The sequence below is a fragment of the Gardnerella sp. DNF01180P genome, from assembly GCF_049244205.1.
Taxonomy (GTDB): domain Bacteria; phylum Actinomycetota; class Actinomycetes; order Actinomycetales; family Bifidobacteriaceae; genus Bifidobacterium; species Bifidobacterium swidsinskii.
In genome coordinates, this window is the sequence record NZ_CP058386.1 from 268,204 (window position 1) to 294,604 (window position 26,401).

Sequence of the window (26,401 nt, forward strand, 5' to 3'; positions counted from 1 at the left end):
TGAACGTTTGCGTTTATTTGTTACTCGCGCAGTTGATTAGTGTTGTGTAATGGTAGATACTTAAATTATGAATATTTCTACAGATTTCACTACTGTTCCAGACGATTATTCTAAAGCTGCGCCGGAGCAGAATAAAATCAATGGAATTCCAGTAGTTTCGTTTCCATTTTATATAGATAAATTGCCATCTTTCGTGCATTATTTGCATTGGCGTTTTGTTGACGACGACGCAATACCGGTATGCGGTTTTGAGTGGATTCACTGGACTGCTGCAAACGTGCCTGTTGAAGCGTTAATGTTTGATTTTAACGATTCTCACGCTTTGCAAATACCGGAAGATTTTTCTCGCACGATGACTTCTATGATTCCAGAAGCGCTTCAAGGACGTAACTCGCAAGCTAGCAGATTTATTGGTTGCACTGATCCAGCAATTACTATGCGTTACAACGGCCCGCAGCCTCCTGATAAAGATCACGAATACATGTTTGAAGTTTTTGGTACAGAAAAGCCTTTGCCAAACCTTAAACCGGGATTCTATATGAATGAATTGTTGCGTGAAGTAAGAAACGTAACTTCAGGTGTAGATGCTGATGGCATGTTCCTTACTGGTAAAGCCTAAACGCAAGCACGAGGGCAACCAATTAGGTCAGCAGTTAACGCCTAAGCGTTAGAATCAAACAGTAATAGATCTAAAATAAAATATAAAATCTAAAAACAGAGGATGCAAATATGGCATGCACAACAATTCTTGTTGGTCGAAAAGCAAGCTACGACGGATCTACGCTTATTGCGCGTAACGAAGACTCCGCAAATGGCGAATTTAATCCAAAGCGCTTAGTGGTAGTAAAGCCGGAAGATCAACCTCGCGTTTATAAGTCTGTTCTTAGCCACGTAACAGTTGAGTTGCCGGATAATCCAATGCAATACACAAGCGTGCCAAACGCAGACTTGCGCGAAGGAATTTGGGGAGAAGCTGGCGTTAACGAAGCAAACGTGGCGATGAGCGCAACTGAAACGCTTACATCCAACGAGCGTGTGTTAGGCGCAGATCCAATGGTTGAGCTTCAAAAAGCGCAAGGCAAAGTTGGGGATGCTGACTATAAGCCGGAAGTGCCGGGTGGAATTGGTGAAGAAGACTTCTTAACGCTTGTTTTGCCTTATATTCGTAGCGCTCGCGAAGGTGTTGAGCGTTTGGGCGCATTGCTTGAAAAGTACGGCACTTATGAGATGAATGGCGTTGCATTTTCGGATGTGAACGAGATTTGGTGGTTTGAAACTGTCGGTGGTCATCATTGGATTGCTAAGCGTGTGCCGGATGAAGCTTATGTTGTTATGCCAAACCAGCTTGGAATTGACGAGTTCGATTTAGATGATGCTTTTGACACTCAAGAGGAGCATATGTGCTCGGCTGATTTGCTTGAGTTTATTGAAGAAAATTACTTGGATTTGTCGGTTGAAAACGCTTCTCCTTTCAATCCTCGCGACGCTTTCGGCTCTCATTCGGATGCCGACCACGTTTACAACACTCCTCGTGCATGGTTCATGGAGCGCTTCTTGAATCCGTATGACGAAGTGTGGGATGGTAAAGACGCTGATCATCGTCCGGACAGCAACGATATTCCTTGGGCTCGCCAGCCTGAGCGCAAGGTAACAATTGAAGACGTTAAGTACGTTTTGAGCTCTCACTATCAGGGCACTGAGTATGATCCTTACGGCAAGCTTGGAGATGAGCATACTCGTCACATGTTGCGTCCAATCGGCATTAACCGTCAAAGCGAGCTTGCTGTAATGCAAATCCGCCCTTACATGCCGGAAGCAATGCGTGCAATTCAGTGGATTACTTACGGTTCTAATCCTTTCAATTCTTTGATTCCGTTCTATCCAAACGTAAATCGCACTCCAAAGTATTTGGAAGATACGACTACTCGCGTAACAAGCGAAAACTTCTATTGGGAGAATCGCATTATTGCTGCTCTTGCGGATGCCGCATTTAACGATACTGCAAATTCGATTGAGCGCTACCAGGAAGTTGTCGGTTCCCTTGGTCACGCAATGGTCAAGTCTACGGATGCTGCCGTGGCAGATCTTCTTGGCGTTGATTTGGCTGATTACGAGCCAGAGCGTGAAGGTGATGAAGGTGAAGATTACGATGATTTAGTTCGCGATCCTGAAGCTATTATTGCAGAGCTCCGTAACGACAAAGTGCGTGAGGCTTTGGCTGAAGCAAATGACGACATGGCAGCAAAGTTGAAGAAAGAAACCGATTCTTTGCTTGACACAGTTCTGTACATCACTAGCATGCGTATGAAGAATGGTTTTAATCGTTCCGATCACTGAAATGCAATTAAATAAGTTTTCTCGTAATTGATATGGAAAAACTTACGAAAATAATTTAATAACTCAGATGCCTTCCTAAGAAATGAACTTTTTATTTCATGTGGAAGGCATTTTTGTTATCTTTTGTTATTTTGCTATAGACGTTGCTAATAGCGCGTATAGATATTGCGTGTGGTGCCTATGCTGCGAACAAACAATCGTATAGTATGAATCATGTAATTAACATTATCCGCATGCATAGTTGTGCCAATATGCCTATGAAAGAGGGGTACATGAGCATTCTTGATTCATACACTACAACATTCGGTTTGGTTAAAAAATTGATGCCTTTGGGTACTTGGATTATTTAAAGCAACATCCAGAGGAGCCTAGGAAGCGCGGTAAAGTTCTGCTTGTTACTGCTGATACTCCTTTGAAAGCTTCTCGCGGAGAAGGTAAAACGACTACAACTATTGCGTTGGTTGATGCTTTGCGTGAGCGAGGTGTGGACGCAGCTGCAGTTCTTCGTCAGCCAAGCATGGGCATTACAGCTGCTGGTTCTAAAGGTGGTGCAAGTGGTGGCGGTAAGTCTTCGCTTTCTCACCCTGAGTTGATTGACTGGGGTTTGTGTGGTGAAATGGCTGCTATTGCTTGCGCGCAGAATTTGCTTGTGTCGTTTGCGGAAAAAGCAGTCGACGAGGGTGCCCTTGATACTATTTTAGTTCCTCGAGTTAGCGAAGTTCCTTCGCGATCTTTGCGAAGCATTGCTGTTGATTTTGGCAAGGGGACTGTTCCTGAGCGCGTCGTTTTGACGCCAACTTGCGAGCTCATGCAAATCGTAGTGTTGTCGCGCAGTATGGACGAGATTTCTCATCGTGTTTCTTCAATGATTGCTGGCACAAAAGACGGTAAGCCTGTTCAGTTTGGCGAGTTTGTGGATTTGTGGCGAATCACCAATATTCTTGCCGACGCTGTAAAGCCTGCTAAAACTGAGACGATTAATGGTTCTCCAATTTACGTTCATTGTGGCCCGTTTGCGAACGTTTCGCTTGGTATTCCAAGCCTTGTAAGTGTTGAAATGGCTTGCGCTGAGCATGATGTTGTGGTTGTAGAAGCAGGTTATGGTACGGATGCTGGTGCTCAAAAGTGGTTAGATATTGCTGCTCGCGAGTTTGGTGCAAAGTGGCCTGCTGCTGCAGTTGTAGTTACTCGCGCAACTACTTGGCGAGATGACGAAACTTTGGCTTGGCGTTACCCATTCCATGTTTCTCGTTTGGAATCTCTTAATATCCCTACGTTCCCGTTGATTAATTTGTGGGAAGGTGAAGATAATCAAGTTCCTGAATTGTTGGAACAAGCTAAGTCTTTAGGATTCAGAAAGCCGATTGTTGGCAATTTATTCCGCGATGGTGGCGATGGTTTGGCAAATCAGCTGGACGATTTTGTGTCTGCAATAACTGATGATGTTGAAACGAAAGTTCCAGAAAGTAGGCGTGGAAAGACGCTTAGGGAGCGAATTAACTTGCTGTGCGCAGAAGCTTACGGTGTTCCTACTGAGCGTGTGATCGATAAAGCAGGTTTTGCTGATTCATTGAAAGAAGCGCAGAATTTGTGTGCAAATTCTGGAGTTGTTTTCGATGGCCTCGCGCTTGTTGCTGTAAAGTCGCCAGCAACTATGACTGACGATGATCATGCACCTGAAGATTCTCGCACTGTGACATTGAAGAAAGTGGAAGTTCACGCTGGAGCTGGAGTTGTGCAAGTAAATCTCACATCTTCACTAACTACTCCAATGCCAAAAATAGTGTGAAATATTAATAGTGTGATTTTCTCTTAAATATTGAGATTAATTAAAATTACTTATTAATAGCAAGTAACAAAACGTCGTCGACATATCAATCATGGTGTGTGGGCGACGTTTTGTTTTTGCTTTGTTTACCAAATGGGTTAAAAAGGGAACAAACGCGGGAGAGTTGAAGTTAAATTACGCAAAAGTGCGATGCAACCAATCGCAAGCAAGCTTAACCCACTGCTGAACTTCTGGCTGCACAAATTCAGTAAGCACATTTCCGTTTTCGTCGCGTTTTGCTGTTTCTTTAACTGCCAAAGCTAAGCCGTGAGGTCCTTTAGGGAACAGGTGCGCTTCAACACTTACTCCAGCTTCAACGCAAGCGTTCACAAACATTATTGAATTTTCTACTGGAACTGTTTGATCAGTAATGGTTTGCCATACAAATACAGGTGGAGTTTTACGATCCACGTGATTTTCCAGCGAAAGTTTATTGACAAGTTCAGTTCGCTCTTCGTTGCTAACTTCTCCAAATAGACGATCGAACGTTGGCTTATGCGCATATTTCCCAGCAGAAATAACAGGATATGCGAGCATAAGAGCATTTGGTCGCACGTCATCAGCAGCATACCCGTTTGCTTCCTCAACTTCGTCGCTAACGCTAGTTGCAAGGTTTGCAGCCACATGCCCTCCAGCGGAGAATCCAATAATTGCAACTTTTTGCGCATCTACGTGCCATTCTTTTGCGTTTTTGCGAATTAAGCTCATCGCTTCTGCTGCTTCTAAAAGCTGAGTTGGGTATGTGCTTGGAGTAAGCGAGTATCGCAACACAAAAGTGTGGAATCCTTCTGCAGCAAACTTCATGGCAACAGGCTCTGCCTCACGATTCGATACGCGCAAGAAGCCACCGCCTGGCAAAATTAGAATTGCAGGACGGTTTTGCAAGCCTTTGCTATCTAAATTATCGTCTAAAATATACCCAATAAGCTGCGCATCGCTTCCATCTATACTTTTTATTTTCTGATTTATAATCTTCATAGTGTCTCTTTTCGTTTCGCTTATATTGCAATTACACTAAGCATAATTCTAATCAAATACCTCGCTTTGTAAGTGCGTTCTTTTATAAATTCGTGTAGAGTTTTAAGAAGTTTTATAAGGAGATTCAAGATGTGTAACGAAGAAGATAGTTTAGGTAAAGTTGTTTTAGCTGCTACGCCTATTGGGAATATGGCAGACGCTTCTGCACGATTAATTAATCTTCTTGAAACTGCTGATATTGTTGCTGCTGAAGACACGCGTAGGCTTTATGATTTAGCGAATCGCCTTGGTGTGCATGTTTCTGGTAGCGTAATCGCATATCACGATCATAATGAGCGGAATAAGGCAGATGGCTTGCTAGACAAAGTTGAGCAGGGTAGCACTGTTCTTGTTGTTTCAGACGCAGGTATGCCTACCATTAACGACCCGGGTCTTGCTGTTGTTCGACGTGCAATAGAGCGAGATTTGCCTGTTACTTGTGCGCCTGGTCCTAGTGCAGTTTTAGATGCGCTTGCTCTTTCTGGATTGCCAACCGATCGCTTCTGTTATGAAGGCTTTTTGCCTCGTAAATCTGGTGAGCGTCAACAGCATTTGCGCTCACTTAAAGCCGAGCGACGAACAATAGTATTTTATGAGACTCCACATCGTATTGCAGAAGCAATGGAAGACATATTGGCAGTACTTGGTTCTAATCGTCCAATGGCGTTATGCCGTGAACTTACAAAAGATTTTGAGGAAATTCGTCGTGGAACTGTGCAAAGTATTCACGATGGTGTTTTAGCGGATCCTCCTCGAGGTGAAATAGTTTTAGTTATCGGTGGTGCAAGTGATGAAGAAGTGCAGTCTGAAAGCACAGATTTAAGCATTGATGCTCTTGCAAAGCTTTCGCTTGAATGTGCAGAATCCGAAGGTTTGCGCATAAAAGAAGCAATTACAAAAGTAGTAAAAGAGCATCCGTTTGCTGACGGATCTTTTGCTAATCGTAAGCAAGTTTATGCGTCTTGTCTTGAGCATAAACCTGATCAAAAGTAAGATTTCTGCTTTTGCTACTATTTTTTGCTTTCTATTCATTGCTGTTATACGCAGAAAATAGCACTTCAAAACTGTAACGAACGTCAGGTCCACCTTGTTGAGAAATATATTCTAAAATTTGCGCGTCTGCTGAGGGGTTTGCAATAATCCATTTTCGAAGTTCCGGTATTTTTTGCGCGATGTACCATAGCACTTCCGTTTTTGTTGCAGGGTCGATAGCAACAGATGGCGTGAGTATTATAGGTGGTTTTGGGGGGCTGTTTGTTTTAGTTGCATAAGAGTTCTTCATTTCCATGGTTTGTTTGCTTCTTTCGCAATGTTTCGTATCCAATTTCTTGCATGTATTGAGCCTGGGAAATATGGGTTTCCGTCAATAATACGTTTGCATTTTCGCAAGTCAATGCTGTATTTAGATATCAATAGGTGAGCAATATCTTTTCTATAAGGTTCGTGCTCTTCGTTTTCGCTTGGAGTGTACGCTAAATCGCAAATTGTTCGTTCTGGCGTTGTTATTCTAATTTTTCCAAGTATTACGTATTCTTCATTGTTTAAGTGTCTTCGAAATGCGCGAATCGCATGACCGTGCGGCTTTTTTCTTCTGTGCCCATAATCAATAACATCTATATTTTCAGGAAAATGACCTCCTATCCAAACCCATGCTGCAGTAAATAAACAGGCTATGCTTTCTGTAGGCATAAGATTGCTCACAATATTGCTTCTTCCTTGAGTGGAAATAGCTGCCTTATTTGAATATCCTGCATTTAAATCAAGCCTATTGAATACACCAATTTGAGAAAGTTTTTTCATGCACATTGGACCTGGTAAATGGTTGTCGTCAAGTAATTCTGGGAATTGCGTTTGTGTTTCTTCGCAAATATCCAATAAATTGCGCATATTTTGTTGGTTTTTCAATTTTCTTTAATCCTTTCTTTTTGCATATTTATTTTTCAGCGCGATTATTTACGATTCGTATTGTGCATATTGTTGTTTTTTTAGTGCATGTTTTCTAGTGCATTAGTTTCGTAGTGCATAAGTTGAGATTATGTTTATATTTGCTTCAATTCCAGGCTGATTTTATAACTTGTGGATATGTGGATGAACTCGTGTGAGGCTTGTTATCCAGCGTGTTTTTCTCGTATATTTGGGATTCTTTTTGCAATGTTCTTATGTACTGTCCGCGTTGAACAAGATAATAATTGTCTATGAGTCATATTTTGGTGAATGTTGCTTGGCCGTATGCTAACGGCCCTCGTCATATTGGTCACGTCGCAGGCTTCGGGGTCCCATCAGACGTATATGCGCGTTACGAGCGCATGAAAGGTAATGACGTATTAATGGTGTCTGGCACGGATGAGCACGGTACACCTATTTTGGTTGAAGCAGATAAGGAAGGTGTTTCTGCACAAGAGCTTGCTAATCGTTATAATCGTGTGATTACTAAGGATTTGTGCGATTTAGGTTTGAGCTACGATTTGTTCACGCGTACTACCACTGCAAATCACGAGCATGTTGTGCAAGAAATGTTCCGTCAGTGCTTAAAGAACGGCTATATTTACAAGGGCACTCAGAAGGTTGCTATTTCTCCTTCCACTGGTCGTACTTTGCCAGATCGTTATATTGAAGGCACATGCCCATTGTGTGGCGCAGATGGTGCTCGTGGCGATCAATGTGATGCTTGTGGAAACGAGCTTGATCCGGATGAGCTTATTAATCCAGTTTCTAAAATTAATGGTGAAACTCCGCGCTTTGAAGAAACTGAACATTATTTCCTAGATTTGCCTGCTTTGGCTGAAGCGAATGTTAACTGGCTTCATTCTCGCGAAGGTTGGCGCACGAATGTTATTAATTTCTCGCTTGGATTATTTAATGAAGTAAAGCCGCGAGCTATTACGCGCGATATTGATTGGGGCATTCCTGTTCCTGTTGAAGGATGGATTGATAATCCAAATAAGCGTTTATATGTTTGGTTTGATGCTGTTATTGGCTACTTGTCTGCATCTATTGAATGGGCTCGTCGACAAGGCAAGCCAGAGGCTTGGCGTGATTGGTGGTGTGATCCTAAGTCTCCTGGATACTACTTCATGGGCAAAGATAACATTACTTTCCATTCTCAGATTTGGCCTTCGGAAATGCTTGCCTACAACGGTGCTGGTTCTAAAGGTGGTGAGGCTGGCATTTATGGCCCATTGAACATGCCTGAACAGGTTGTTGCTTCTGAGTTCATGACTATGGAAGGCAAGAAGTTCAGCTCTTCGCGCGGAATCGTGATTTATGTGAAGGATATTTTGGCACGTTACCCTGTAGATGCTGTGCGTTACTACATTTCTATTGCGGGTCCAGAAAATTCTGATGCTGATTTTACTTGGGCTGAGTTTGCTCGTCACAATAACGAAGAACTTGCTGCAAGCTGGGGTAATCTTGTCAATCGTGTGGCAAATCTTATTAATAAGAACTTTGGTGCAATTCCTCCTCTTGATGAAGATTCTATGACTGCAATGGATCGCGCTCTTCTCGATCAAACTTCTGATGCTTTTGCTTTGGTTGGTAGTTTGATTGAGCGTCATCGTCAGAAGAATGCTCTTACTGAAGCAATGCGAGTAGTTGCGGATATTAATAAATATATTTCTGCAACTGAGCCTTGGAAAATTAAAGATGATGAGGATCGCCTTGGTACTGTGTTGCATGTTGCAGCTCAGGCTGTTTCGGATGCTAATCATCTGCTTGCGCCATTCTTGCCTCATGCAGCTCAAAAAGTTTGGGAAGCACTTGGTGGCACTGGCGTATTCTCGCCTTTGCCTCATATTGAAGAAGTTGAAGATTTGGATAATCCAGACTTCAAGTATCCGATTATTACGGGCGATTATCGCTTGGGGGAAACTGTTCATCCTTGGGAGAGTGAGGAGTTGGTAGCAGGTACGCCTGTGCCTAAGCCAAGTCCTATTTTTGCCAAGATTCCAAAAGAAGCAGTTGAGGAGGAGCTTGAGCGTTTTGCATCTGCTTTGTCCGAGCGTCAGCGTGTCGAGGCGGAAAGACTTGCTGCAGCAAAAAAATCTTTGGAAAATAGTGAGAAATAGGTTGAAATTCTCAATAAATAAATTGTAAAATTAAAGAACATAGCAAATGGTTCTCTAAAAGAAAATATTTTAAGGAAATTTTAAGGAAAAACTCTTTTCTTTGGACGAATGTTTAGCTATACTAACATATGTTAATGGTTCGCCATTAGCGAGGTTCGTTTTCGAACCCCATAATTGAAACCTTCTTCTCTCTTTCTCTCTGCCCCGGCGGGTTTCTCTTCCCGCCGGGCTTCTTTTTAATTTGTGAAAAAAGTAAAACAACAATAAAAGCGCAGACTGCAAAAACAATCTGCGCTCACATAGTTACCAAACTTAATTTTAATGGTAACGATTTAACGGCAACGCTTCGAAAGTGGCGCCCACGGTTCAAGCATTACTGGTTCTTGATCCAATACAGCTAAAGTTTCTTTGTCAAGGTACTTTTTGTTGATGATTATTTCGTTCACATAACGATCGAACCACTCTGCTGAGCCAACATAATAGCCATCTTCGCCAGCATCCTTGCCCCAGCTGTTCTCGATCTTCCAGCGATCTGGCTCGCCATCTTTGTTAAGATTCACGCCAGTGAATGTCATTGCGTGATTTCCTGGGCAATCCATATATTCCAAGCCGTGAGCTTTATCGAATGTAAACTTCACGTCAAACAATTCATCTACGCGCACAACTGCAGGATCGAAGAATCCACTGTCACGCAAGGAGAACTGCGTGCAATCGCATGCAAACCAGATTGGATGACCATCTTTTAATTGGTCTACAGCTGCTTTTTTGAATACATCGAGAGGCACATTAACAAATTCCATTTCCTTTGTTTCAGCTACGTTGGTGCTGTACTTAAATTGGTAGAGCTTGTTGAATGGTGTGCGTTCCATAGGTGCGTTGCATATTGTTACGAAGTCGTTTACGTCAACTGGAACGTACTTCTTTGCGAACTCAAGTGGAGTAATTCCGTATTCACAAATCATTGGACGCTCATCTTTGCCGGTTTTTGGCTTGTCAGCTTTGCCGGTTTTCTCGCCATCTTTCTTGGTTTCGTCTTTTTCGCCGTCCTTCTTATCGTCATCGTCATCTTTAGTTCGTGCGAAGAAGTCAAACTGTGCAGGTGGTTCACCCAGGGCAATAGTTGTCATACGATAAACGGTTTCCAAATCGCGAACTTTCATTTCGCGCAATTCTTCCAAAGAAGTTCCGTTCTTATGAGCTTCACGCAATTCGTATGCAAACTCGCGCAACTTGGTATTGATGTATTGTACGAATGCATCAGAGTCGACTGAGTTCTGTGAATCTGGATATGCACTCTTTGGCACAAGTCCGTACTTGTTTACCAAGTTGACGAACATTTGCCACCAGCCGCCGTCATCGATTGGACCATAGTTAATGCTCTCAAAAAGTCGGCTATTAACATCTTCATCAAGTGTTGAAAGCACATTTTCCAAATAAGCGTTTGCTTTTTCAATCTTGTCCCAGAAGAATAGGTAGCTTTCTGAAAACTCAAAGTCGTCTAAATTCCACTTATGCATTACTTCGTATCGCAAAGTATTAAGTGAGGCGAACATCCAGCAGCGTCCGGAGCGCTTCTGATTGGTAATGCTGCCTTGTTTTAATTCTATTGAGAATTCGCGAGGAAGAGCACGCTTGCCTTGGTAGCTTGTTGCGGCTTTAAGCACACCATTTGTTACTGCTGCATTCGCGGCGAGAAGATTTGCGCGCTGTTCGTTAAAATGTTTGGAATAATTTTTTACATGTTCCAGAGTTACGGCTTTGACGTTTTCAGCCATGAGCTTATTCATTCTCCTTTTAGAGTTGAAAGTACGAATAAAAAATATTGTATACTGCTCAATGTCTCGCGTGTGTTTCTTGTCTATGCCTATTTTCGGCATTTGCTTGAATACTATTAATTATTTTAGTAAAACTACAATTTTTTCGGTAAATATTCAGTTTTTGTAATTAAATTTTGAATTTATTATATTTGCTTATAAAACGTATTTTGTATGTATAAAAATACTTTTTTGATTTTAAAATACATGTCTTTGTGTAAAAATATAGCTAGAAATCATTGATATTTTGCGCTTTTTTGCATGTTTAGATATGTATAATGTAACTTATATATACGAAATTTTTCCCTTGGGTATTGAGAAAAGTGTTGTGTAAAAATATTTTCTGTTTGTCTCTTTGTACATAGCTTGGCTAAAAATATACTAATTATGTGTCCCGGATTGACAAGGGTCGATTCAAACACGCCCTTTTCAAGGTCGAGTGTTAGATCGGCAATACTGTAAATCACAAGATTTATGGATGCCGAATGGAGGTAAAAAATGGCTAGTCGTAGAAAAGAGTCACAATGATACGATACATCATTAGGCGATGCCTGAATTATGTGGTGATGTTGTTCGTCGCCGTATCCATGACATATTTCTTGACAAGTGCTTTTATGAGACCGCGTTCGAACTACATGTCTAGGCATCCGCATCCACCTATTGCATCAATCAACCGTTCTTTGGATTTGGCAAATATTAACGACCAGACTCCAGTGTTTACTCGTTATTGCCGTTGGATTTACAACATTTTTACTAAGTGGGATTGGGGATTGAGCCCAGATCAGGCTCCAGTTGGCCCGGCAATTATGTCTCGTATTGGCGCATCTGTTCAGCTGGTTACTGGCGCTACAATTCTTGGCATTGTTCTCGGTGTTAGCGTTGGTGTTTACACTGCTATCCGTCAGTACAAGTGGCAAGATAGAGTTCTTAATTCCACCGCAACCTTCCTGTTGGTTGTTCCTGCAGCAGTTTTGGGTTTGATGGTTGTGCTTGCTGCTATTAGCATTAACCACGCAACAGGCGTGCGACTTTTCTACGTTACTGGTTTGCACTCTTACCAAGGTTCTGACCCGTTCATGTTCCTTCTTGACTTCCTTCAGCATTTGATTTTGCCGACGATTGTTATGACAATTCCTGGCATGGTTGGGTATCATTTAACGCAGCGCACGTATCTTCTCGATACTATGAATGCTGATTACGTTCGTACGGCTCGCGCTAAGGGCTTACCTTTGAATTTGGCTATTCGCCGCCACGCTTTGCGTACTTCTTTGATTCCAACAGCTGTTGACGTCGCCTTCTCTATTGCAGGGGTGTTTACGGGTGCTGTGATTACTGAAACCGTGTTTGCTATTAACGGCCTTGGTAGCTACTTCGTTCAGACCATTATGCAGAACGATATTAACGGTTCTGTTGCTATTGCAGCGTTTGGTGCTGTATGTACCTTAGTTGGTGCTCTGCTTGCAGATATCTTCTCTGCTTGGCTCGACCCACGTATTCGTTTGAACTAGCAGAACAGTGTAGGTGAATTTGATATGAATAAAAAAGATGTATCTTCAAAACCTCAAGAATCTGCTGCAGATAGAAAAGCTACTGCTGGTGCCTGGGGCAACTTTAAGCGCACTGGTAAGATGACGCTTTATACGCGTCGATTCTTCCGTCGCCCGTCTGCAGTTGTGGGCTTGGTTATGCTCGTAATTTTGATTCTTTTTGCTTTGTTTGGCTCAAAGATTTCAAAGTGGAGCTACGACGAACCAGACTTTTCTTCTCTAGCAACTCCTCCTTCTGCAGAGCATTGGCTGGGAACTACGCCAGGCGGTTCAGACATGTACGCAATGGTTGTGCGCGGACTTGGTCGTTCACTTTCCATTGGTATTGTTAGCTCTATTACCATTACAGTTATTGCTGCTTTGGTTGGTACTGCTATTTCTTACTTCGAAGGATGGTTTGAGCAGGTTGGTATGTGGCTTTTGGACATGCTGCTGATTGTTCCTTCCTTCCTGCTGATTGCTTTAATCATTAGTGCTTCTAGTGGTGGTAGCGATTGGCTGTGGTTGGCATTTGGCTTAACAGCTTTTGGTTGGATTGGTTACGCTCGTACTCTTCGTACGTTGACTTTGAGCTTGCGCGAACGTGAGTATGTTCGTGCAGCTAAGTTCGAGGGCGTTTCTTCGTTCCGCATTATTGTGCGCCACTTGGTTCCAAACTTGGGTTCTGTATTGATTATTAACACGGTTCTTGGTGTTATTGGTACGATTAACGGCGAAACTGCTTTGAGCTTCTTGGGCCTTGGTATTAAGGCTCCGGATACTTCTCTTGGTACTTTGCTTAATGCTGGCCAAAGCGTTGTGCAGACTTCTCCGTGGGTGCTTTTGGTGCCGTCTGCAGTGCTTGTTTTGCTAACCTTCTCCGTGCAGCTTATTGGTGACGGTTTGCGTGATGCCATTGATCCATATTCTAGGTCTGTTGGTAAGGCCGACTAACGAGCGTTTGGAGTGATAAACATGACTGATATTGCAAATAACGCTATTAAGGAAGAAACCACGATGGAAGATCAAAACAACGAACCGTTGCTTTCAGTACGCGACTTGCAAATTAGCTTCGCTTCTGAAGCTGGTACTGTGCATGCTGTGCGCGGAATGAATTTTGATTTGTACCGCGGAAAGACTATTGGTATCGTTGGCGAATCTGGTTCTGGTAAGTCGGTTACGTCCTTGGCTGTTATGGGCTTGCTGGATAAAAACGCTAGCGTTAAAGGCTCTGTAAAGTATAAGGGCGAGGAGCTTTTAACTAAGTCTGATGCAGAAATGAGTAAGATTCGTGGCAAGAATATTGCTATGGTGTTCCAGGATCCTCTTTCTGCTTTAACCCCTGTTTTCTCTATTGGTGATCAGCTTAAGGAAGCTTTGGTTATTCATAATCCTGACATGACTGAAGAGCAGATTCGCGAGCGTTCTATTGAATTGCTTGATTTGGTTGGTATTACTAAGCCGGCTGAGCGTTTGAAGGCTTTCCCTCACGAGTTTTCTGGTGGTATGCGCCAGCGCGTGATGATTGCTATGGCTATTGCCAATAATCCTGACATTATTATTGCCGACGAGCCTACTACCGCTTTGGATGTGACTATTCAGGCTCAGGTTTTGGAAGTTTTGAAGAAAGCTCAGCGCGAAACCGGCGCTGCAATGATTTTTATTACTCACGATTTGGGCGTAATTGCTGGCGTTGCAGACGAAGTTATTGTTATGTATGCGGGTCATTTGGTTGAGCATAATAGCGTTGAAGAGATTTTTGCTCACCCAACTCAGCCGTACACTATTGGCTTGTTGGGTGCTGTTCCTCGCGTTGATCAAAAGCGCACTCGTCGTTTGACTCCAATTTCTAAGCCGACTATGGATATGCTTATGGCTGAAGAAGAAAGCGGCGACGACAGCACAATGATGGGTCTTGAAGCTGAAAGCGAAACTGTTCGCTCGTTGCTTCATGCGGAAACCGAAAAGCCAATTAAGCCAATGTTTGAAGGCATTCCTCGTGAACAACGAAAAGTTGTTTTGGATGTTAAGAACTTGGTTAAAACATTCCCAATTACTAGCGGTGGCTTCTTGCGACGCAAGGTTGGCGAAGTTCGCGCGGTTGATGGTGTGAGTATTGAGGTTCGTGAAGGCGAAACTGTGGCTTTGGTTGGCGAGTCTGGTTCTGGTAAGTCCACGACTTTGATGGAGATTATGGGCTTGAAGAAGCCTGAGTCTGGTTCTATTACAGTTTTTGGTACTGAGTTGAACGATAAGTTGACTCGTGAGCAGCGTCGCGAACTTCGTTCTAAGATTCAGTACGTGTTCCAGGACCCAATGAGCTCGCTTGATCCTCGTATGCTTGTTTACGATATTTTGGCCGAGCCTTTGCTCGTGCAAAAGAAGTCGAAGGAAGAAATTCGCCAGCGTATTGCTGAGCTTATGCAATTGGTTGAGTTGAATCCTGATCAAGTTGATCGCTTCCCAACGCAGTTCTCCGGCGGTCAGCGTCAGCGTATCGCTATTGCTCGCGCTTTGGCTGTGAATCCTAAGCTTTTGCTTCTTGATGAGCCAGTTTCGGCTTTGGATGTTTCTATTCAGGCTGGAATTATTAACTTGCTTGAAGATTTGCAAGACAAGTTGGGTGTTGCTTACTTGTTCGTGGCTCACAACATGGCTGTGGTTCGTCACATTTCTAGCCGTATTGCTGTTATGTATCACGGTCGAATTGTTGAATCTGGTGAAACGGATGAGGTGTTTGATAATCCAAAGCACCCTTACACTCAGGCTTTGATTAGCGCTGTGCCAATTCCGGATCCTACAATTGAGAAGAACCGTAGGCGTATTATTCTTTCTGAAGAAGATAATTTTGACGATGTTAGGTAATTCATGACTTGTTGATTTTAGTTAATCTTCATCAATCTGAATAAATTACTTAGTCGCGCATGTTTATTACAACATGCGCGATTTTTTATTGTGTAACATAAATTTAAAAAACGTAATATATTTTGTTTTTTAGCCAAAATAAACTAAAAAATTTTCTGTTTTGCTCATTATAGATAATAAATTATTCTTTTTTGCCTAATTTTCATAAAGTTGAAAAGAAAAAAATCAATATTTTGTGAAAACGATTTGTCGAATGTCATAGAGTTGTATATACTCATACAACATACCGGAAGACGGACATCATCCGGGGAATGAGAGGAATCATGAAAAATACAAATGCAGGTAAACTGACTGTATTTGCCGCAGCTGCACTTTCTGTTGCAATGCTGCTCGGCGCTTGCGGCGGTGCTACTAACAATGCTGGTAAAGCAGGTATGACTGAAGAGCCAGCTGCTGGTGTTGACACTTCTTACACTGGCGAACTTCCAATGCCAGATGTCAACAAGCGTTACGATAATCCACAGTCACGTGACAACGTTAAGGACGGCGGCACTTACACCGTTGCTCTTCCTGTTCTCGGTCCAAACTGGAATTACGCTTCTAACGACGGTAACTCTGGTTACATGAATACTTTGTGGGGCTTCTACCAGCCAGATCTTATGGCTTATGACACCGTTAAGGGTGAAAAGCTTAAGTACAACCCTGACTACATCACTTCCGTCAAGAAGGTTAGCGATAAGCCACTCGTTGTTCAGTACAACTTGAACCCAAAGGCCAAGTGGAATGACGGCACTGATATTGATTACACCGCATTTAAGGCTACTTGGCAGGCTTTGAACGGAAAGAACAAGGATTACTCCGTCCCAAGTACTGAAGGCTATGACTGCATCAAGAGTGTTGAACAAGGTTCCACTCCAAAGCAGGTTATAGTGACTTATGAGAAGCCATGCGCAACATGGGAAATGCTTTTCGCTCCACTGGTTCATCCAAAGGCCGGTGACGTTAAGACCTTCAACCAGGGTTGGGTAAACAATCCTCACAACGAGTGGGGTGCAGGTCCATTCCAGATTGAATCCGCAACCGAAAATCAGGTTGTTTTCACCCGCAATCCAAAGTGGTGGGGTAAGAAGGCAAAGCTCGATAAGGTCGTTGTAAAGCGTATGGAAGATACTGCAGCTTTGAACGCTTTCCAGAACGGTGAAATCGATGCTGTAACCGATACCATTTCTTCTAAGGACGCAATCAAGTCTGCTCGTAGCGTTAAGGGTGCTCAGCTGCGTTACGGCTACAGCACCAAGGTTCGCGTGCTTAACTTCAACGCTAAGTCCAAGCCACTTAACGAGCTTGCAGTTCGTAAGGCTGTTGTTCAGGCATTCGACGTTGCTACCTACAACAAGATTCAGTTCCAGGGCATGAACTGGAAGAGCGAGCAGCCAGGTTCTGAGCTTCTCTCCATGTTCCAGGCTGGCTACAAGAACAATCTTCCTGCTGACGGCAAGTACAACACCGAAAACGCTAAGAAGACCCTTGAAGCTGCTGGTTACAAGATGGGCAAGGATGGCTACTACGCCAAGAATGGCAAGACTCTTGAGATTTCCTTCACCTTCTTCGGCGATGATTCTACTCAGGCAGCTCTTGCTAACGCATTCCAGGCCATGATGAAGAAGGCTGGAATTAAGTGCAAGACTGTGAACCATGCTGTTGCTAAGTTCTCCGAGGTTGTTGCTTCGCACGAGTACCAGGTGCTTCCATTGGCATGGCAGTCCACATCTCCATTGAGCTTCTTGTCTGCAGCAAGCCAGGTTTACAAGTCTGATAGCGATTCCAACCTCGGTCTCGTTGGCAATAAGAAGATTGATGCTATGCTCAACAAGATTGGCAAGACCTACGATTACAAGGAACAGACTGATTATGCAAACAAGGCAGAGTCTGCAGCTCTCGCACTCTACGGAACTCTTCCAGTTTCTGCTCCTCCTATTTACCAGGTGTTCAAGAAGGGCTTTGCTAACAACGGCCCTGCTGGTTACGCAAGCACCTACCCAGAGGATATGGGCTGGCAGAAGTAAGTAAATTTGTAGCGATAATTCGCGCAAGTTTACTAAGCTGATTGCTTAACTTATAGCATGTGGCGTGTAGTCTTTTGGCTACACGCCACATCTTTTTGTGTATGCTAATGTGAGAAAATAGTATAAATTTAAAATTAAGTCTCAAAAAGCAAAATCGGAAACAAAGGAGAAGCTGGCGCATGTACGTCAATCCGAATAAACGCAAAGATGCGAGTAACGTGCGCTGGGTATTGCAATACTGTAAGCCGGACATGTGGAAAGTTTGGCTTGCTATTTTTCTATTTATTATCAATGACACGATGGCAATGACAATGCCGTTGCTTTCGGGCTTTATTGTAGACAAAATCATTATTGGCAAACAGCATAATTTGCTTATAAGCGTATGCGTTTTGATGGTAGCAATGATGATTGTTCGCGTTGGCTCAAGGTATATTTACCAGCTTTTAATGGAAAAGTTTGGTCAAAATGCCGTGTATCGCCTGGTGAGCGACGAGTACGAAAAGCTTCATTCTCTCGATTTTACGTACTTTAATCACACGCGCACAGGCGACATTATGAGTCGTATGACATCGGATACTGACGCGATTCGTCATATTTTAAGTTGGGTTTCGTATATGGCGTTAGATTGTGTAGTAATGTTCGTGCTAGCGCTGGTTATAATGTTTTCAATTCAGTGGAAGCTCGCTTTAGCACTTATGTCAATTACGCCATTTTTGTTTCTGCTCGCAAAAATTATGGGCAAAAAAGCTAGACCGAAATTCCTTGCAATTCGTGAATCCTTTGCGCGCATGAATTCAATGGTGGAAGAAAATATCGAGGGGAATCGCGTAGTAAAAGCTTTCGTGCGTGAGGATTACGAAACTAAGAAATTCGATAAGTGCAACGAAGACTACTTTAATTGCAATATTACGCTTGCAAAAAATACTCAAAAATACATGCCTTGGCTCGATGGCATGGGTTTTGTGCTTGAGCTTATAACAGTTGGTTTCGGCGGATGGCTTGTTTTGAATGGCAACATGACTTTAGGTGCATTCGTCACTTTTAATAGCTTCCTTTGGATGCTACACATGCCTGTACGAATGGTGGGCTGGCTTATTAATGATTGGCAGCGTTTTAACGCAGGATGCGTGAATATTCGCAAACTTCTTACGCAAGAATCGCATATTAGACATCCAAAAGAAGCGGACGAAACCGTTAAAATTAGAGGTAAAATTACTTTTGAGCATGTTGATTTTTCATTCCCAGACGATCAAGACTCTCCAATCTTAAAAGATATTGATTTAGACGTTCCTGCTGGAAGCAAACTGGGTATTCTTGGTGAAACTGGTTCCGGCAAATCAACTCTCGTAAGTCTTATAGCAAGATTCTATGATCCTACGCGTGGTCGTGTTTTAATTGACGGAAAAGACGTGCGCGAATGGCCGTTAGAAACTGTTCGTAACCAAGTTAGCATAGTTGCGCAGGAAACATTCCTATTTTCGGACACTATTGCAGGAAATATTAGTTTTGGATTACCTCAAACTAAAGAAAATTGTAAGGAATTAGATAATACCATTCGCACGATGGCAACAATTGCTGCAGCAGACGATTTTATTATGGATATGCCAGAAGGCTATGAAACAGTAGTAGGCGAGCGTGGGGTAGGTCTTTCTGGTGGGCAAAAGCAGCGTTTGAGCTTAGCTAGAGCGTTGGCAAATAATCCTGCAATCTTGATTATGGACGATACAACTTCTGCTGTAGATATGGAAACGGAAGAGCATATTCAGCAGGAGCTGAAAAAGCTTGATGGCACGCGCACAATAATCACTATTGCGCACAGAATCTCATCCGTTAAAGATGCAGACATGATTGTTGTGCTAGATCACGGGAAAATTATTGAACGCGGCACGCATGCTCAGCTTGTTGCAGCGCACGGGAGGTATTGGGAGATCTATAGAAAGCAACTTGGCTTTAAAACTGGCAGGTCTGCAGGATTCGAAACGAAGGGGGAGTAGAAATGGCACAACGTAATACTTATCGTGAAGACGAAGGTCAAGAAGAACACATAAACGTGCACGAACTTATGCGCGTTAGAAAATATATGAAGCCGTATGCTACTAAACTTCTATTCGTAATTATGGTAGTTATTAGCGGCAGCATCATTATGACAGCGATGCCAATGATTACGAAAACGCTAATCGACGTTGTATTGTCTCAGAAAAACGTCAATTATTTATATACAATTATTGCCGTATTCGCACTGCTCATTATATTGTATGAGCTTGGTTTAGCGTACAGAACTTTAGCAATTACACGCATCGGCCAGATGATAATCAAAGACATGCGCCGCGATATCTTTACGCACGTGCAATCATTATCTTTTGACTATTTTGATTCGCGTCCGCATGGGAAAATTCTGATTCGCATCGTAAACTACATCAATACGCTTTCTGACACGCTTTCATCCGGTTTAATTAACGTATTTTCTGACGTTTTTGTGCTTATTATTACATTAATAACAATGTTTATTATAGATTGGCGAATGGCTTTGTGGAGCTTGGTGCTATTCCCAATATTTATAATTTGGACGCGAACTTTACAAATTTTGCAAAGAAAAGCGTCTAAAAAGTTATCAAATAAACAAAGTAATTTAAATGCGTATTTGCACGAATCAATCGCAGGAGTAAAAACAACGCAAACTTTTGCGCGAGAAGCTACAGCATACGCTACTTTCCAAGAGCAACAAGCAGAAGTAAGAAGTGCTTGGATGCGAAACGTTAGAGTGCAAATGTTACTTTGGCCTGGTGCTTCAATTATTGAGACTGCAGCAATAGCGCTTTTGTATTACGCTGGCATAGCAAACTTAGGTGCAATGAACGTGAGCACGGGAACACTTATAGCATTTGTTTGGTATTCGACTACTTTCTGGGATCCAGTAGTAAATATTGGAAACTTCTATACGCAACTTGTAACGTGCTCAGTTTATTTGGAACGAATTTTTGAAACTCTACGAATTAAGCCAAATATCGTAGATAAGCCAGATGCTATTCAATTGCCTCAAATCGAAGGAAAAGTAGACGTAAACGACGTTGTTTTCCGTTACGAAGAAGATGGAAGGCCAATATTAAACTTGGTTGATTTGCATGTTAATCCTGGCACTACTGTAGCTCTTGTGGGACCTACTGGTGCAGGAAAAACAACTCTCGTAAGTCTTCTTTCTAGATTCTACGACGTTTCAGAAGGCTCGATTACTATAGACGGGTACGATGTACGTTCAGTAACGCTCGCATCTCTTAGAAAACAAATGGGCGTAATGTTGCAAGATAGTTTTATTTTCAGTGGAACCGTACGCGAGAACATCCGTTATGGAAAGCTCGATGCCACTGATGAAGAAATTGAGATTGCAGCGCGTGCAGTTCATGCTCACGAATTTATTGAAGGATTACCGAACGGATACGATACTGAAATTGAAGAGCGCGGAGCCACTCTTTCTGCAGGTCAGCGTCAGCTTATATCGTTTGCGCGAGTATTGCTTGCGAATCCGCGAATTCTTATTCTAGATGAGGCAACAAGTAATATTGATACTCGTACAGAAGAAGCATTACAAGCAGGATTAGCTCAATTACTTAAAAATCGCACATCTTTTGTAATAGCGCATAGGCTTTCGACGATTGAGAATGCGGATTTGATTTGTGTAATCGATCATGGAGAAATTGTTGAAAAAGGCACTCATAACGAGCTTATGGAGGCAAGAGGAGCGTATTATCGTCTTGTAAAATCGCAATATGATGCAATTCGCAAAGCAGTTTTATAAATACTTATCATTCAATAAAAATTGACAGTTGAGTTTGCGAGTAGACTTAAAAATATGAGTAAACATCATCGCGAACATAATTGGGCGCCGGCTTTAGCAACGCAATCTGCAGTATGGGAAAATCTGCTACAAGAAGGAATAACAATTGCAGACGATCATACGCACATGCTTAGCGTTGTGGATTTTGCGCATAATCTAAATCAAGAATTAGCAGAAAAAGGCCGCGATGTAATAGCGGAACCTACTGTAGACGACTTAGTTGCTCAAGCAAAATCATCAGGCGTTTCGCACATGCTAGAAGTCGGATGTGAATATCCAGATTGGGAGCCGACGATTAAGTTTGCTCAAACGCATGAAAATTCAGTTCGCGCAGCAATAGCAATACACCCAAACGAAGCAGTATTACACGGTCACAAAGGAGCTAAAGGTCCTGACGGATTGCCAATAGTTTACAAGCCGTATCACGATATTCCATTTGACGAAGCTATGCAACATTTGCGCTCGCTAGTAATTGCTCATCCAAAAGAAGTAGTGGCAATAGGCGAAACTGGCTTAGACTACTTTCGTACGGGAGAGCCTGCGCGAGAAGCACAAATAGAGGCTTTTCGCGACCATATTGCGCTCGCAAAAGAGCTGAATTTACCTTTACAAATTCACGATCGTGATGCGCATGAAGACGTAGTAAAAGTCTTACTAAAAGATGGCGCTCCTGAGCGAACAGTATTTCACAGTTATGCTGGTGGTGTGGATTTAGCCGAAATATTGAAAGAGCACGGTTGGTACGCAAGTTTTTCTGGAACTATAAGTTACAAAGGCAATGATGAATTACGCGAATCTGCGCGAATTATTGGCGAAGACCATATAACTGTTGAAACGGATGCGCCTTATTTAACGCCAATGCCGTATCGTGGACGGCCAAACGCGCCTTATATGGTTCCTTATACGCTAGAAACACTTTCTGAAGTTCTAAATATATCGTTATTGCAAGCAGCGAAAGTTACACGCGAAAATACGCGAAAAATTTACGAATTTTAGGAATATAAAATCCTTAATTTTCAAGGATTTTTTAATATTTTTTGCGCGATGCACTATTGTTGTATACAATATCCAAGTACGGAAATAAAACTGTGAGGTGTGAGGTTTATGCGACTTCTTGTTGGCATCAAGAAGAAACCTCATATATGGAGGAACAATTAAGCATGACTAAGTCACGCACTACTGTACCATCAAACGATAGTACAAAGGATCCTCGCAACGGCGCGAAAGATTCCGAGAAAAGCACTAAATCCTTAAAAGGTACTAAGGATGCTATATTGCGAGCTGCCTCGTTTACTAAGGCTCCTCAGGTGTCAAAAAAAACGACAACACGCGAAGAGCGCAAAGTAATAGCTCAGCAGCAAGCGCAAGAGGTAAAAGAAGCAGAAAAGCTTGTTGCTAGTGCAGTACGAGGTCCGTTAGGTAGATGGTGGGCAAAATTGCAAACCAGTTCCGATCGTTTTACATTGGGAATGGCAATTGTTGCTCTTGGCGTTGTCTATGGCGATATTGGTACTTCTCCGCTTTATACTGCGCAAACATTTTTAGCAGGTCAAGGCGGCTTACAAAACATAAATCGCGCGACTATCTACGGAATGCTTTCGCTACTGTTCTGGTCAATCACATTAATTACAACCGTAAAATACGTATTTGTTGCAATGAGAACAGACAACAAAGGCGAAGGCGGCATTTTTGCTTTATATTCGCTTCTACGTAAAAAAGGCGCGTGGCTTGCAATACCGGCAATGATTGGTGGAGCCGCGTTTTTGGCAGATTCTGTGCTGACTCCTGCAGTTTCCATCTCTTCAGCAGTTGAAGGTTTGCGCACTATTGCAGTGTTTAAGCCAATATTCTTAGAAAATGAGAATTTGTCGATGATGATTACGGTTATTATAATCGTCATACTTTTCTCTGTACAGCAACGCGGAACCGAGCGAATTGGCAAAGTATTTGGCATTGTTGTGATGCTTTGGTTTGCTTTCCTTGCGCTGGTTGGTGTCATGAACATTGGCCAAGATTGGACTATTTTTGAAGCACTTAACCCGATTTATGGCATAAAATTCCTGTTTAGCACGCATAATGTGCAGGGATTAGCGGTTATGGGTGTGATCTTCCTTTCTACTACCGGTGCTGAAGCGTTATATTCTGATATGGGTCATGTTGGTAGAGGCAATGTGTACGCAACCTGGCCGTTTATTAAAATTGCTTTGCTGCTGAATTACTTTGGGCAAGGCGCTTGGATGTTGAAAAATCAAAACGATAAAGCATTATGGTCAATAGAAGGTTTGAACCCGTTCTTCCAAATGCTTGAACCGAATGTGCGATATGTTGCCGTTATTCTTTCGGTTACTGCTGGCATTATTGCTTCTCAAGCGCTGATTACAGGCGCATACACAATGGTTTCTGAGGCAACAAGCCTAAATTGGATGCCACATTTGCAAGTGCGATATCCTGCTAGAACTCGTGGACAGCTGTATATTCCAGTTGTGAATGTTGTGCTGTGTGTTGCCACTATTACGGTTCTTGCAGTATTCCGCGATTCTGAACATATCTCTGGCGCATACGGTTTAGCTTTAACTCTAACTATGCTTGCTACGACTATTTTGCTTACAGTGCACATGTGGTATCAGAAGAAGCGATTTGGTGCCTTCATATTTGCAATCGTATTCCTCATGATTGAGATGATGTTCTTTGTGGCTTCCATGGCGAAATTCATGCACGGTGGCTGGTTTACTATGCTGCTCGGTGTTTCAATTTTGATCATTATGGTCACTTGGAAAGATGGAACTAAAATTGAGCGTTCGCAACGTTTGCACATGAAACCGAAAGATTTCCTACCTGTGCTAGATAAGTTGCACGGAGATTTCCGTATTCCGTATTTCGCTGACAATATTGTGTATTTGACTTCCGATTGTGAAATGAAGCGTCTCGATACTGGAATCTTCTTCTCTATTTTTGCCGACCATCCAAAGCGTGCTAGAGCTTGGTGGGCTGTTTCTGTAGAAACAGATGACGCTCCGTTTACTCGTGAGTATTGTGTAGAGAATTTCGGTACGGACTACTTATTCCGCGTAAAAATTAAACTCGGATTTAAAGTGTCGCCTTCTATACCAGCGTATCTTCACCAAATTATGCATGACTTGTCGCACACGGGCGAACTTCCTCAGCAAAAATCCGTGTATCCGAAGGTTGATGCAGATCCAGATATTGGACCAATTCGATATGTTCTGTTGCACAAAGCGTTGATGCCGGAATCTAATATTTCTGTGCGTGGAGCGTTATCTTTAAAGATGAAATATGCAATTAGACATGTTGCTGGTACGCCTGTTAAATGGTTTGGTTTGGCTCCTTACAATCCAGTTGTTGAAGTGCAGCCGTTGTTTATTTCTACTCGCAGACCTCCGCGTTTGAAGCGTGAAGACTGTTCTCAGCGAGCAGTTCAATCTTTGCAAGGTGCCTCAGCGCTTGAAACTAATATTCACGTTGTGAAAGATATCAGACCTACTGATGCGGAGCAGACTGCTGTTATGAACGCACGAGATATTGCTGCTGCTAATGTGATGTTTGCTAACGAAAAACTTGCCAATACTGGGAAAATTAGCCCAGTTCCAATTAAAGAGACAAAAAAAGTTAGCGTGAAGAAGCCTAATAAAGATGGAGCAAATATCGATGCAGCGAATGTAACGCATGCTGTTGTGCAGGCTGTGGAGGATGCTGCTCGTGCCAATGATGCGAATAGTGTGAAATCTGAAAAGAGTGCAGCAACTGAAAAGAGTGCAAAAAATAATCTTAAGTAAGAATCTTAAGGAAGAGCCTTAAAATGGAAAATGGTGCAGAAAGTATACTTAATTGCAACTCGATAAAACTCGCTGATTTACCTGATTTTGGTGAAGCAGAGAAATTGCATAGTGCAACTGCACCATCTTCTGCTGCTTATGAGCTTATTCACGGTCATTGTGTTGTAATCTCAACAATTGCTTGGCAAATTGCTCATCATTGCAATATGCTTTTGTCCGCTGAAAATCGTGCTGCTCAAATGAGTGAAACTTTGCGTAAGCGTGCTGAAATAGCAAAAAATTGCCTTCAGGAGCTTGTCGGAGATAGTTATGCAATATTACCTGCGCTTAGTGGTGGCTTAGCTCCAAAACAGTATATTGATGAATACGCAGTTTTAATAGGTGGATTGTTGCACGATATTGGCACGTATTTTGTGCTTGAAAGTGATGGCAGTAGCAACGCTGGTGGTATATTGCGCTTTGATGGTCCGAATTATATTTTGCATGGCTTGCGCGGATATAAATATTTAATTGATAATGGTTTTAGTGAGGATGCTGCGCAATTTGCGCGCAATCATACTGGAGTTGGCTTAACTCGAGAGCAAGTTATTGCGCAAAATTTGTCTCTTCCTGCTGAAGACTATATTCCGCAAACAGTTGAGCAAGAAATTGTTATGGTTGCGGATAAATATAACAGCAAATCGATACCTCCTCGTTTTTTGACAGTCGATTCTTATCGTCGCAAGGCTGCGCGATTTGGCGAAGACAATGCTAATCGTTGGATGCAATTGGTTGCGAAATATGGTGAGCCAGATATTGCAGGTCTGGCAGAAATCTTTAATATGCGTGTTGATGCGTGAGCGTTATTGATTTTTTGCGTATTTTTATCCTATTTTTGTGTATTTTTTTAAGAAATCTATTATTTTTTAAAAAGTTTTTATAGATTCAATATCAGATAGCATGCTTTTTTGGTGTTTTTTCGTGGTTTTCGACACGCCGGTGTTTTGGCTTGTTTTCAATGGTTTTGGGGTGTTTGTTTTTGGTGGGTTTGCGTTTTAGCGTGGGTTGGTGTAAGTTTATCTCTTGCTGCTCAGCGCGGCTGGTTCTCCTCGGTTGAGGTTGATGGGCCGGCTGGTGTGGTGGTGGTTTGAGAACTCAAGAGCGTGTCTGTACTACTTATTAGTTAATTATTGCCAGTTCATTGCCTGCCTTGCAGATTGCAGGGTGCCTGAGAGATGGTTAAATGGTGGTGAGGTTTTTGTTGGGATGTTCTTTC

18 protein-coding genes and 1 pseudogene are annotated in these 26,401 nt (G+C 42.5%); 15 read left to right on the top strand and 4 right to left on the bottom strand.

The window, feature by feature from the left end:
- Nucleotides 1–67: 67 nt before the first annotated feature.
- The 3 genes and pseudogenes from HXT40_RS01115 to HXT40_RS01125 all read left to right on the top strand — a co-directional run bounded on the left by HXT40_RS01115 (nt 68) and on the right by HXT40_RS01125 (nt 4,126).
- The gene (locus tag HXT40_RS01115; RefSeq protein ID WP_004108030.1) at nt 68–619 is read left to right on the top strand and encodes a YbhB/YbcL family Raf kinase inhibitor-like protein; all 552 of its coding nucleotides are present in this window, start codon (nt 68–70) and stop codon (nt 617–619) included.
- A gap of 110 nt (nt 620–729) precedes the next feature.
- Nucleotides 730–2,337, top strand: a complete 1,608-nt coding sequence (locus HXT40_RS01120; RefSeq protein WP_116440692.1) for a C69 family dipeptidase — start codon at nt 730–732, stop codon at nt 2,335–2,337.
- A 272-nt stretch (nt 2,338–2,609) separates the two neighbouring features.
- Nucleotides 2,610–4,126, top strand: a pseudogene (locus HXT40_RS01125) (formate--tetrahydrofolate ligase).
- 174 nt (nt 4,127–4,300) lie between these two features.
- Here the strand turns inward: HXT40_RS01125 and HXT40_RS01130 are convergent.
- Nucleotides 4,301–5,143: an alpha/beta hydrolase gene (locus HXT40_RS01130; RefSeq protein ID WP_004108020.1), complete on the bottom strand. Its 843-nt coding sequence runs from the start codon at nt 5,141–5,143 to the stop codon at nt 4,301–4,303.
- A gap of 129 nt (nt 5,144–5,272) precedes the next feature.
- Between HXT40_RS01130 and rsmI the strand changes: the two genes are divergently transcribed.
- Nucleotides 5,273–6,175 carry a 16S rRNA (cytidine(1402)-2'-O)-methyltransferase gene (gene rsmI / locus HXT40_RS01135; RefSeq protein ID WP_116440693.1) on the top strand — a complete coding sequence of 301 codons (903 nt, stop codon included), beginning with the start codon at nt 5,273–5,275 and terminating at the stop codon, nt 6,173–6,175.
- A gap of 31 nt (nt 6,176–6,206) precedes the next feature.
- Here rsmI and HXT40_RS01140 read toward each other — a convergent pair whose 3' ends face one another.
- Nucleotides 6,207–6,470: a hypothetical protein gene (locus tag HXT40_RS01140; protein ID WP_116440694.1), complete on the bottom strand. Its 264-nt coding sequence runs from the start codon at nt 6,468–6,470 to the stop codon at nt 6,207–6,209.
- Nucleotides 6,461–7,069, bottom strand: coding sequence for a hypothetical protein (locus HXT40_RS01145; protein WP_116440695.1), 609 nt, complete (start codon nt 7,067–7,069; stop codon nt 6,461–6,463). The genes HXT40_RS01140 and HXT40_RS01145 overlap by 10 nt, the downstream gene beginning before the upstream one ends.
- 308 nt (nt 7,070–7,377) lie before the next feature.
- Here HXT40_RS01145 and metG point away from each other — a divergent pair, with 308 nt between their 5' ends.
- A complete protein-coding gene (metG, locus tag HXT40_RS01150) occupies nt 7,378–9,249 on the top strand; it encodes a methionine--tRNA ligase (protein ID WP_162861151.1) in 1,872 nt (623 codons plus the stop codon).
- A gap of 332 nt (nt 9,250–9,581) precedes the next feature.
- Here the strand turns inward: metG and HXT40_RS01155 are convergent, their stop codons facing one another.
- Nucleotides 9,582–11,024, bottom strand: coding sequence for an aminopeptidase C (locus tag HXT40_RS01155; protein ID WP_033888419.1), 1,443 nt, complete (start codon nt 11,022–11,024; stop codon nt 9,582–9,584).
- A gap of 563 nt (nt 11,025–11,587) precedes the next feature.
- Here HXT40_RS01155 and HXT40_RS01160 point away from each other — a divergent pair.
- The 10 genes from HXT40_RS01160 to HXT40_RS01205 all read left to right on the top strand — a co-directional run bounded on the left by HXT40_RS01160 (nt 11,588) and on the right by HXT40_RS01205 (nt 26,276).
- A complete protein-coding gene (locus tag HXT40_RS01160) occupies nt 11,588–12,571 on the top strand; it encodes an ABC transporter permease subunit (protein WP_081378950.1) in 984 nt (327 codons plus the stop codon).
- Between the two features lie 24 nt (nt 12,572–12,595).
- Entirely contained in the window at nt 12,596–13,543 is a 948-nt protein-coding gene (locus HXT40_RS01165) for an ABC transporter permease (RefSeq protein ID WP_421777260.1), read from the top strand.
- 21 nt (nt 13,544–13,564) lie between these two features.
- The gene (locus HXT40_RS01170) at nt 13,565–15,454 is read left to right on the top strand and encodes an ABC transporter ATP-binding protein (protein WP_116432085.1); all 1,890 of its coding nucleotides are present in this window, start codon (nt 13,565–13,567) and stop codon (nt 15,452–15,454) included.
- A gap of 323 nt (nt 15,455–15,777) precedes the next feature.
- A complete protein-coding gene (locus HXT40_RS01175; protein WP_165845956.1) occupies nt 15,778–17,520 on the top strand; it encodes an ABC transporter family substrate-binding protein in 1,743 nt (580 codons plus the stop codon).
- A gap of 179 nt (nt 17,521–17,699) precedes the next feature.
- Nucleotides 17,700–19,514: an ABC transporter ATP-binding protein gene (locus HXT40_RS01180; RefSeq protein WP_033888404.1), complete on the top strand. Its 1,815-nt coding sequence runs from the start codon at nt 17,700–17,702 to the stop codon at nt 19,512–19,514.
- A 2-nt stretch (nt 19,515–19,516) separates the two neighbouring features.
- On the top strand, nt 19,517–21,313 hold the full coding sequence (locus HXT40_RS01185; RefSeq protein ID WP_421777261.1) for an ABC transporter ATP-binding protein: 1,797 nt from the start codon (nt 19,517–19,519) through the stop codon (nt 21,311–21,313).
- Between the two features lie 54 nt (nt 21,314–21,367).
- Nucleotides 21,368–22,348: a TatD family hydrolase gene (locus tag HXT40_RS01190; RefSeq protein WP_033888403.1), complete on the top strand. Its 981-nt coding sequence runs from the start codon at nt 21,368–21,370 to the stop codon at nt 22,346–22,348.
- 164 nt (nt 22,349–22,512) lie between these two features.
- Entirely contained in the window at nt 22,513–25,146 is a 2,634-nt protein-coding gene (locus tag HXT40_RS01195) for a KUP/HAK/KT family potassium transporter (protein ID WP_033888418.1), read from the top strand.
- Nucleotides 25,147–25,169: 23 nt separating this feature from the next.
- Complete coding sequence (locus HXT40_RS01200; protein WP_421777262.1) at nt 25,170–25,985, top strand: HD domain-containing protein; 816 nt, start codon at nt 25,170–25,172, stop codon at nt 25,983–25,985.
- A gap of 144 nt (nt 25,986–26,129) precedes the next feature.
- On the top strand, nt 26,130–26,276 hold the full coding sequence (locus HXT40_RS01205; RefSeq protein WP_162720529.1) for a hypothetical protein: 147 nt from the start codon (nt 26,130–26,132) through the stop codon (nt 26,274–26,276).
- Nucleotides 26,277–26,401 lie beyond the last annotated feature (125 nt).

Coding starts and splice junctions, on each gene's coding strand:
- HXT40_RS01115 (WP_004108030.1), top strand. CDS start 68: ATGAATATTTCTACAGATTTCACTACTGTTCCAGACGATTATTCTAAA.
- HXT40_RS01120 (WP_116440692.1), top strand. CDS start 730: ATGGCATGCACAACAATTCTTGTTGGTCGAAAAGCAAGCTACGACGGA.
- HXT40_RS01130 (WP_004108020.1), bottom strand. CDS start 5,143: ATGAAGATTATAAATCAGAAAATAAAAAGTATAGATGGAAGCGATGCG.
- rsmI (WP_116440693.1), top strand. CDS start 5,273: ATGTGTAACGAAGAAGATAGTTTAGGTAAAGTTGTTTTAGCTGCTACG.
- HXT40_RS01140 (WP_116440694.1), bottom strand. CDS start 6,470: ATGGAAATGAAGAACTCTTATGCAACTAAAACAAACAGCCCCCCAAAA.
- HXT40_RS01145 (WP_116440695.1), bottom strand. CDS start 7,069: ATGCGCAATTTATTGGATATTTGCGAAGAAACACAAACGCAATTCCCA.
- metG (WP_162861151.1), top strand. CDS start 7,378: ATGAGTCATATTTTGGTGAATGTTGCTTGGCCGTATGCTAACGGCCCT.
- HXT40_RS01155 (WP_033888419.1), bottom strand. CDS start 11,024: ATGGCTGAAAACGTCAAAGCCGTAACTCTGGAACATGTAAAAAATTAT.
- HXT40_RS01160 (WP_081378950.1), top strand. CDS start 11,588: ATGATACGATACATCATTAGGCGATGCCTGAATTATGTGGTGATGTTG.
- HXT40_RS01165 (WP_421777260.1), top strand. CDS start 12,596: ATGAATAAAAAAGATGTATCTTCAAAACCTCAAGAATCTGCTGCAGAT.
- HXT40_RS01170 (WP_116432085.1), top strand. CDS start 13,565: ATGACTGATATTGCAAATAACGCTATTAAGGAAGAAACCACGATGGAA.
- HXT40_RS01175 (WP_165845956.1), top strand. CDS start 15,778: ATGAAAAATACAAATGCAGGTAAACTGACTGTATTTGCCGCAGCTGCA.
- HXT40_RS01180 (WP_033888404.1), top strand. CDS start 17,700: ATGTACGTCAATCCGAATAAACGCAAAGATGCGAGTAACGTGCGCTGG.
- HXT40_RS01185 (WP_421777261.1), top strand. CDS start 19,517: ATGGCACAACGTAATACTTATCGTGAAGACGAAGGTCAAGAAGAACAC.
- HXT40_RS01190 (WP_033888403.1), top strand. CDS start 21,368: ATGAGTAAACATCATCGCGAACATAATTGGGCGCCGGCTTTAGCAACG.
- HXT40_RS01195 (WP_033888418.1), top strand. CDS start 22,513: ATGACTAAGTCACGCACTACTGTACCATCAAACGATAGTACAAAGGAT.
- HXT40_RS01200 (WP_421777262.1), top strand. CDS start 25,170: ATGGAAAATGGTGCAGAAAGTATACTTAATTGCAACTCGATAAAACTC.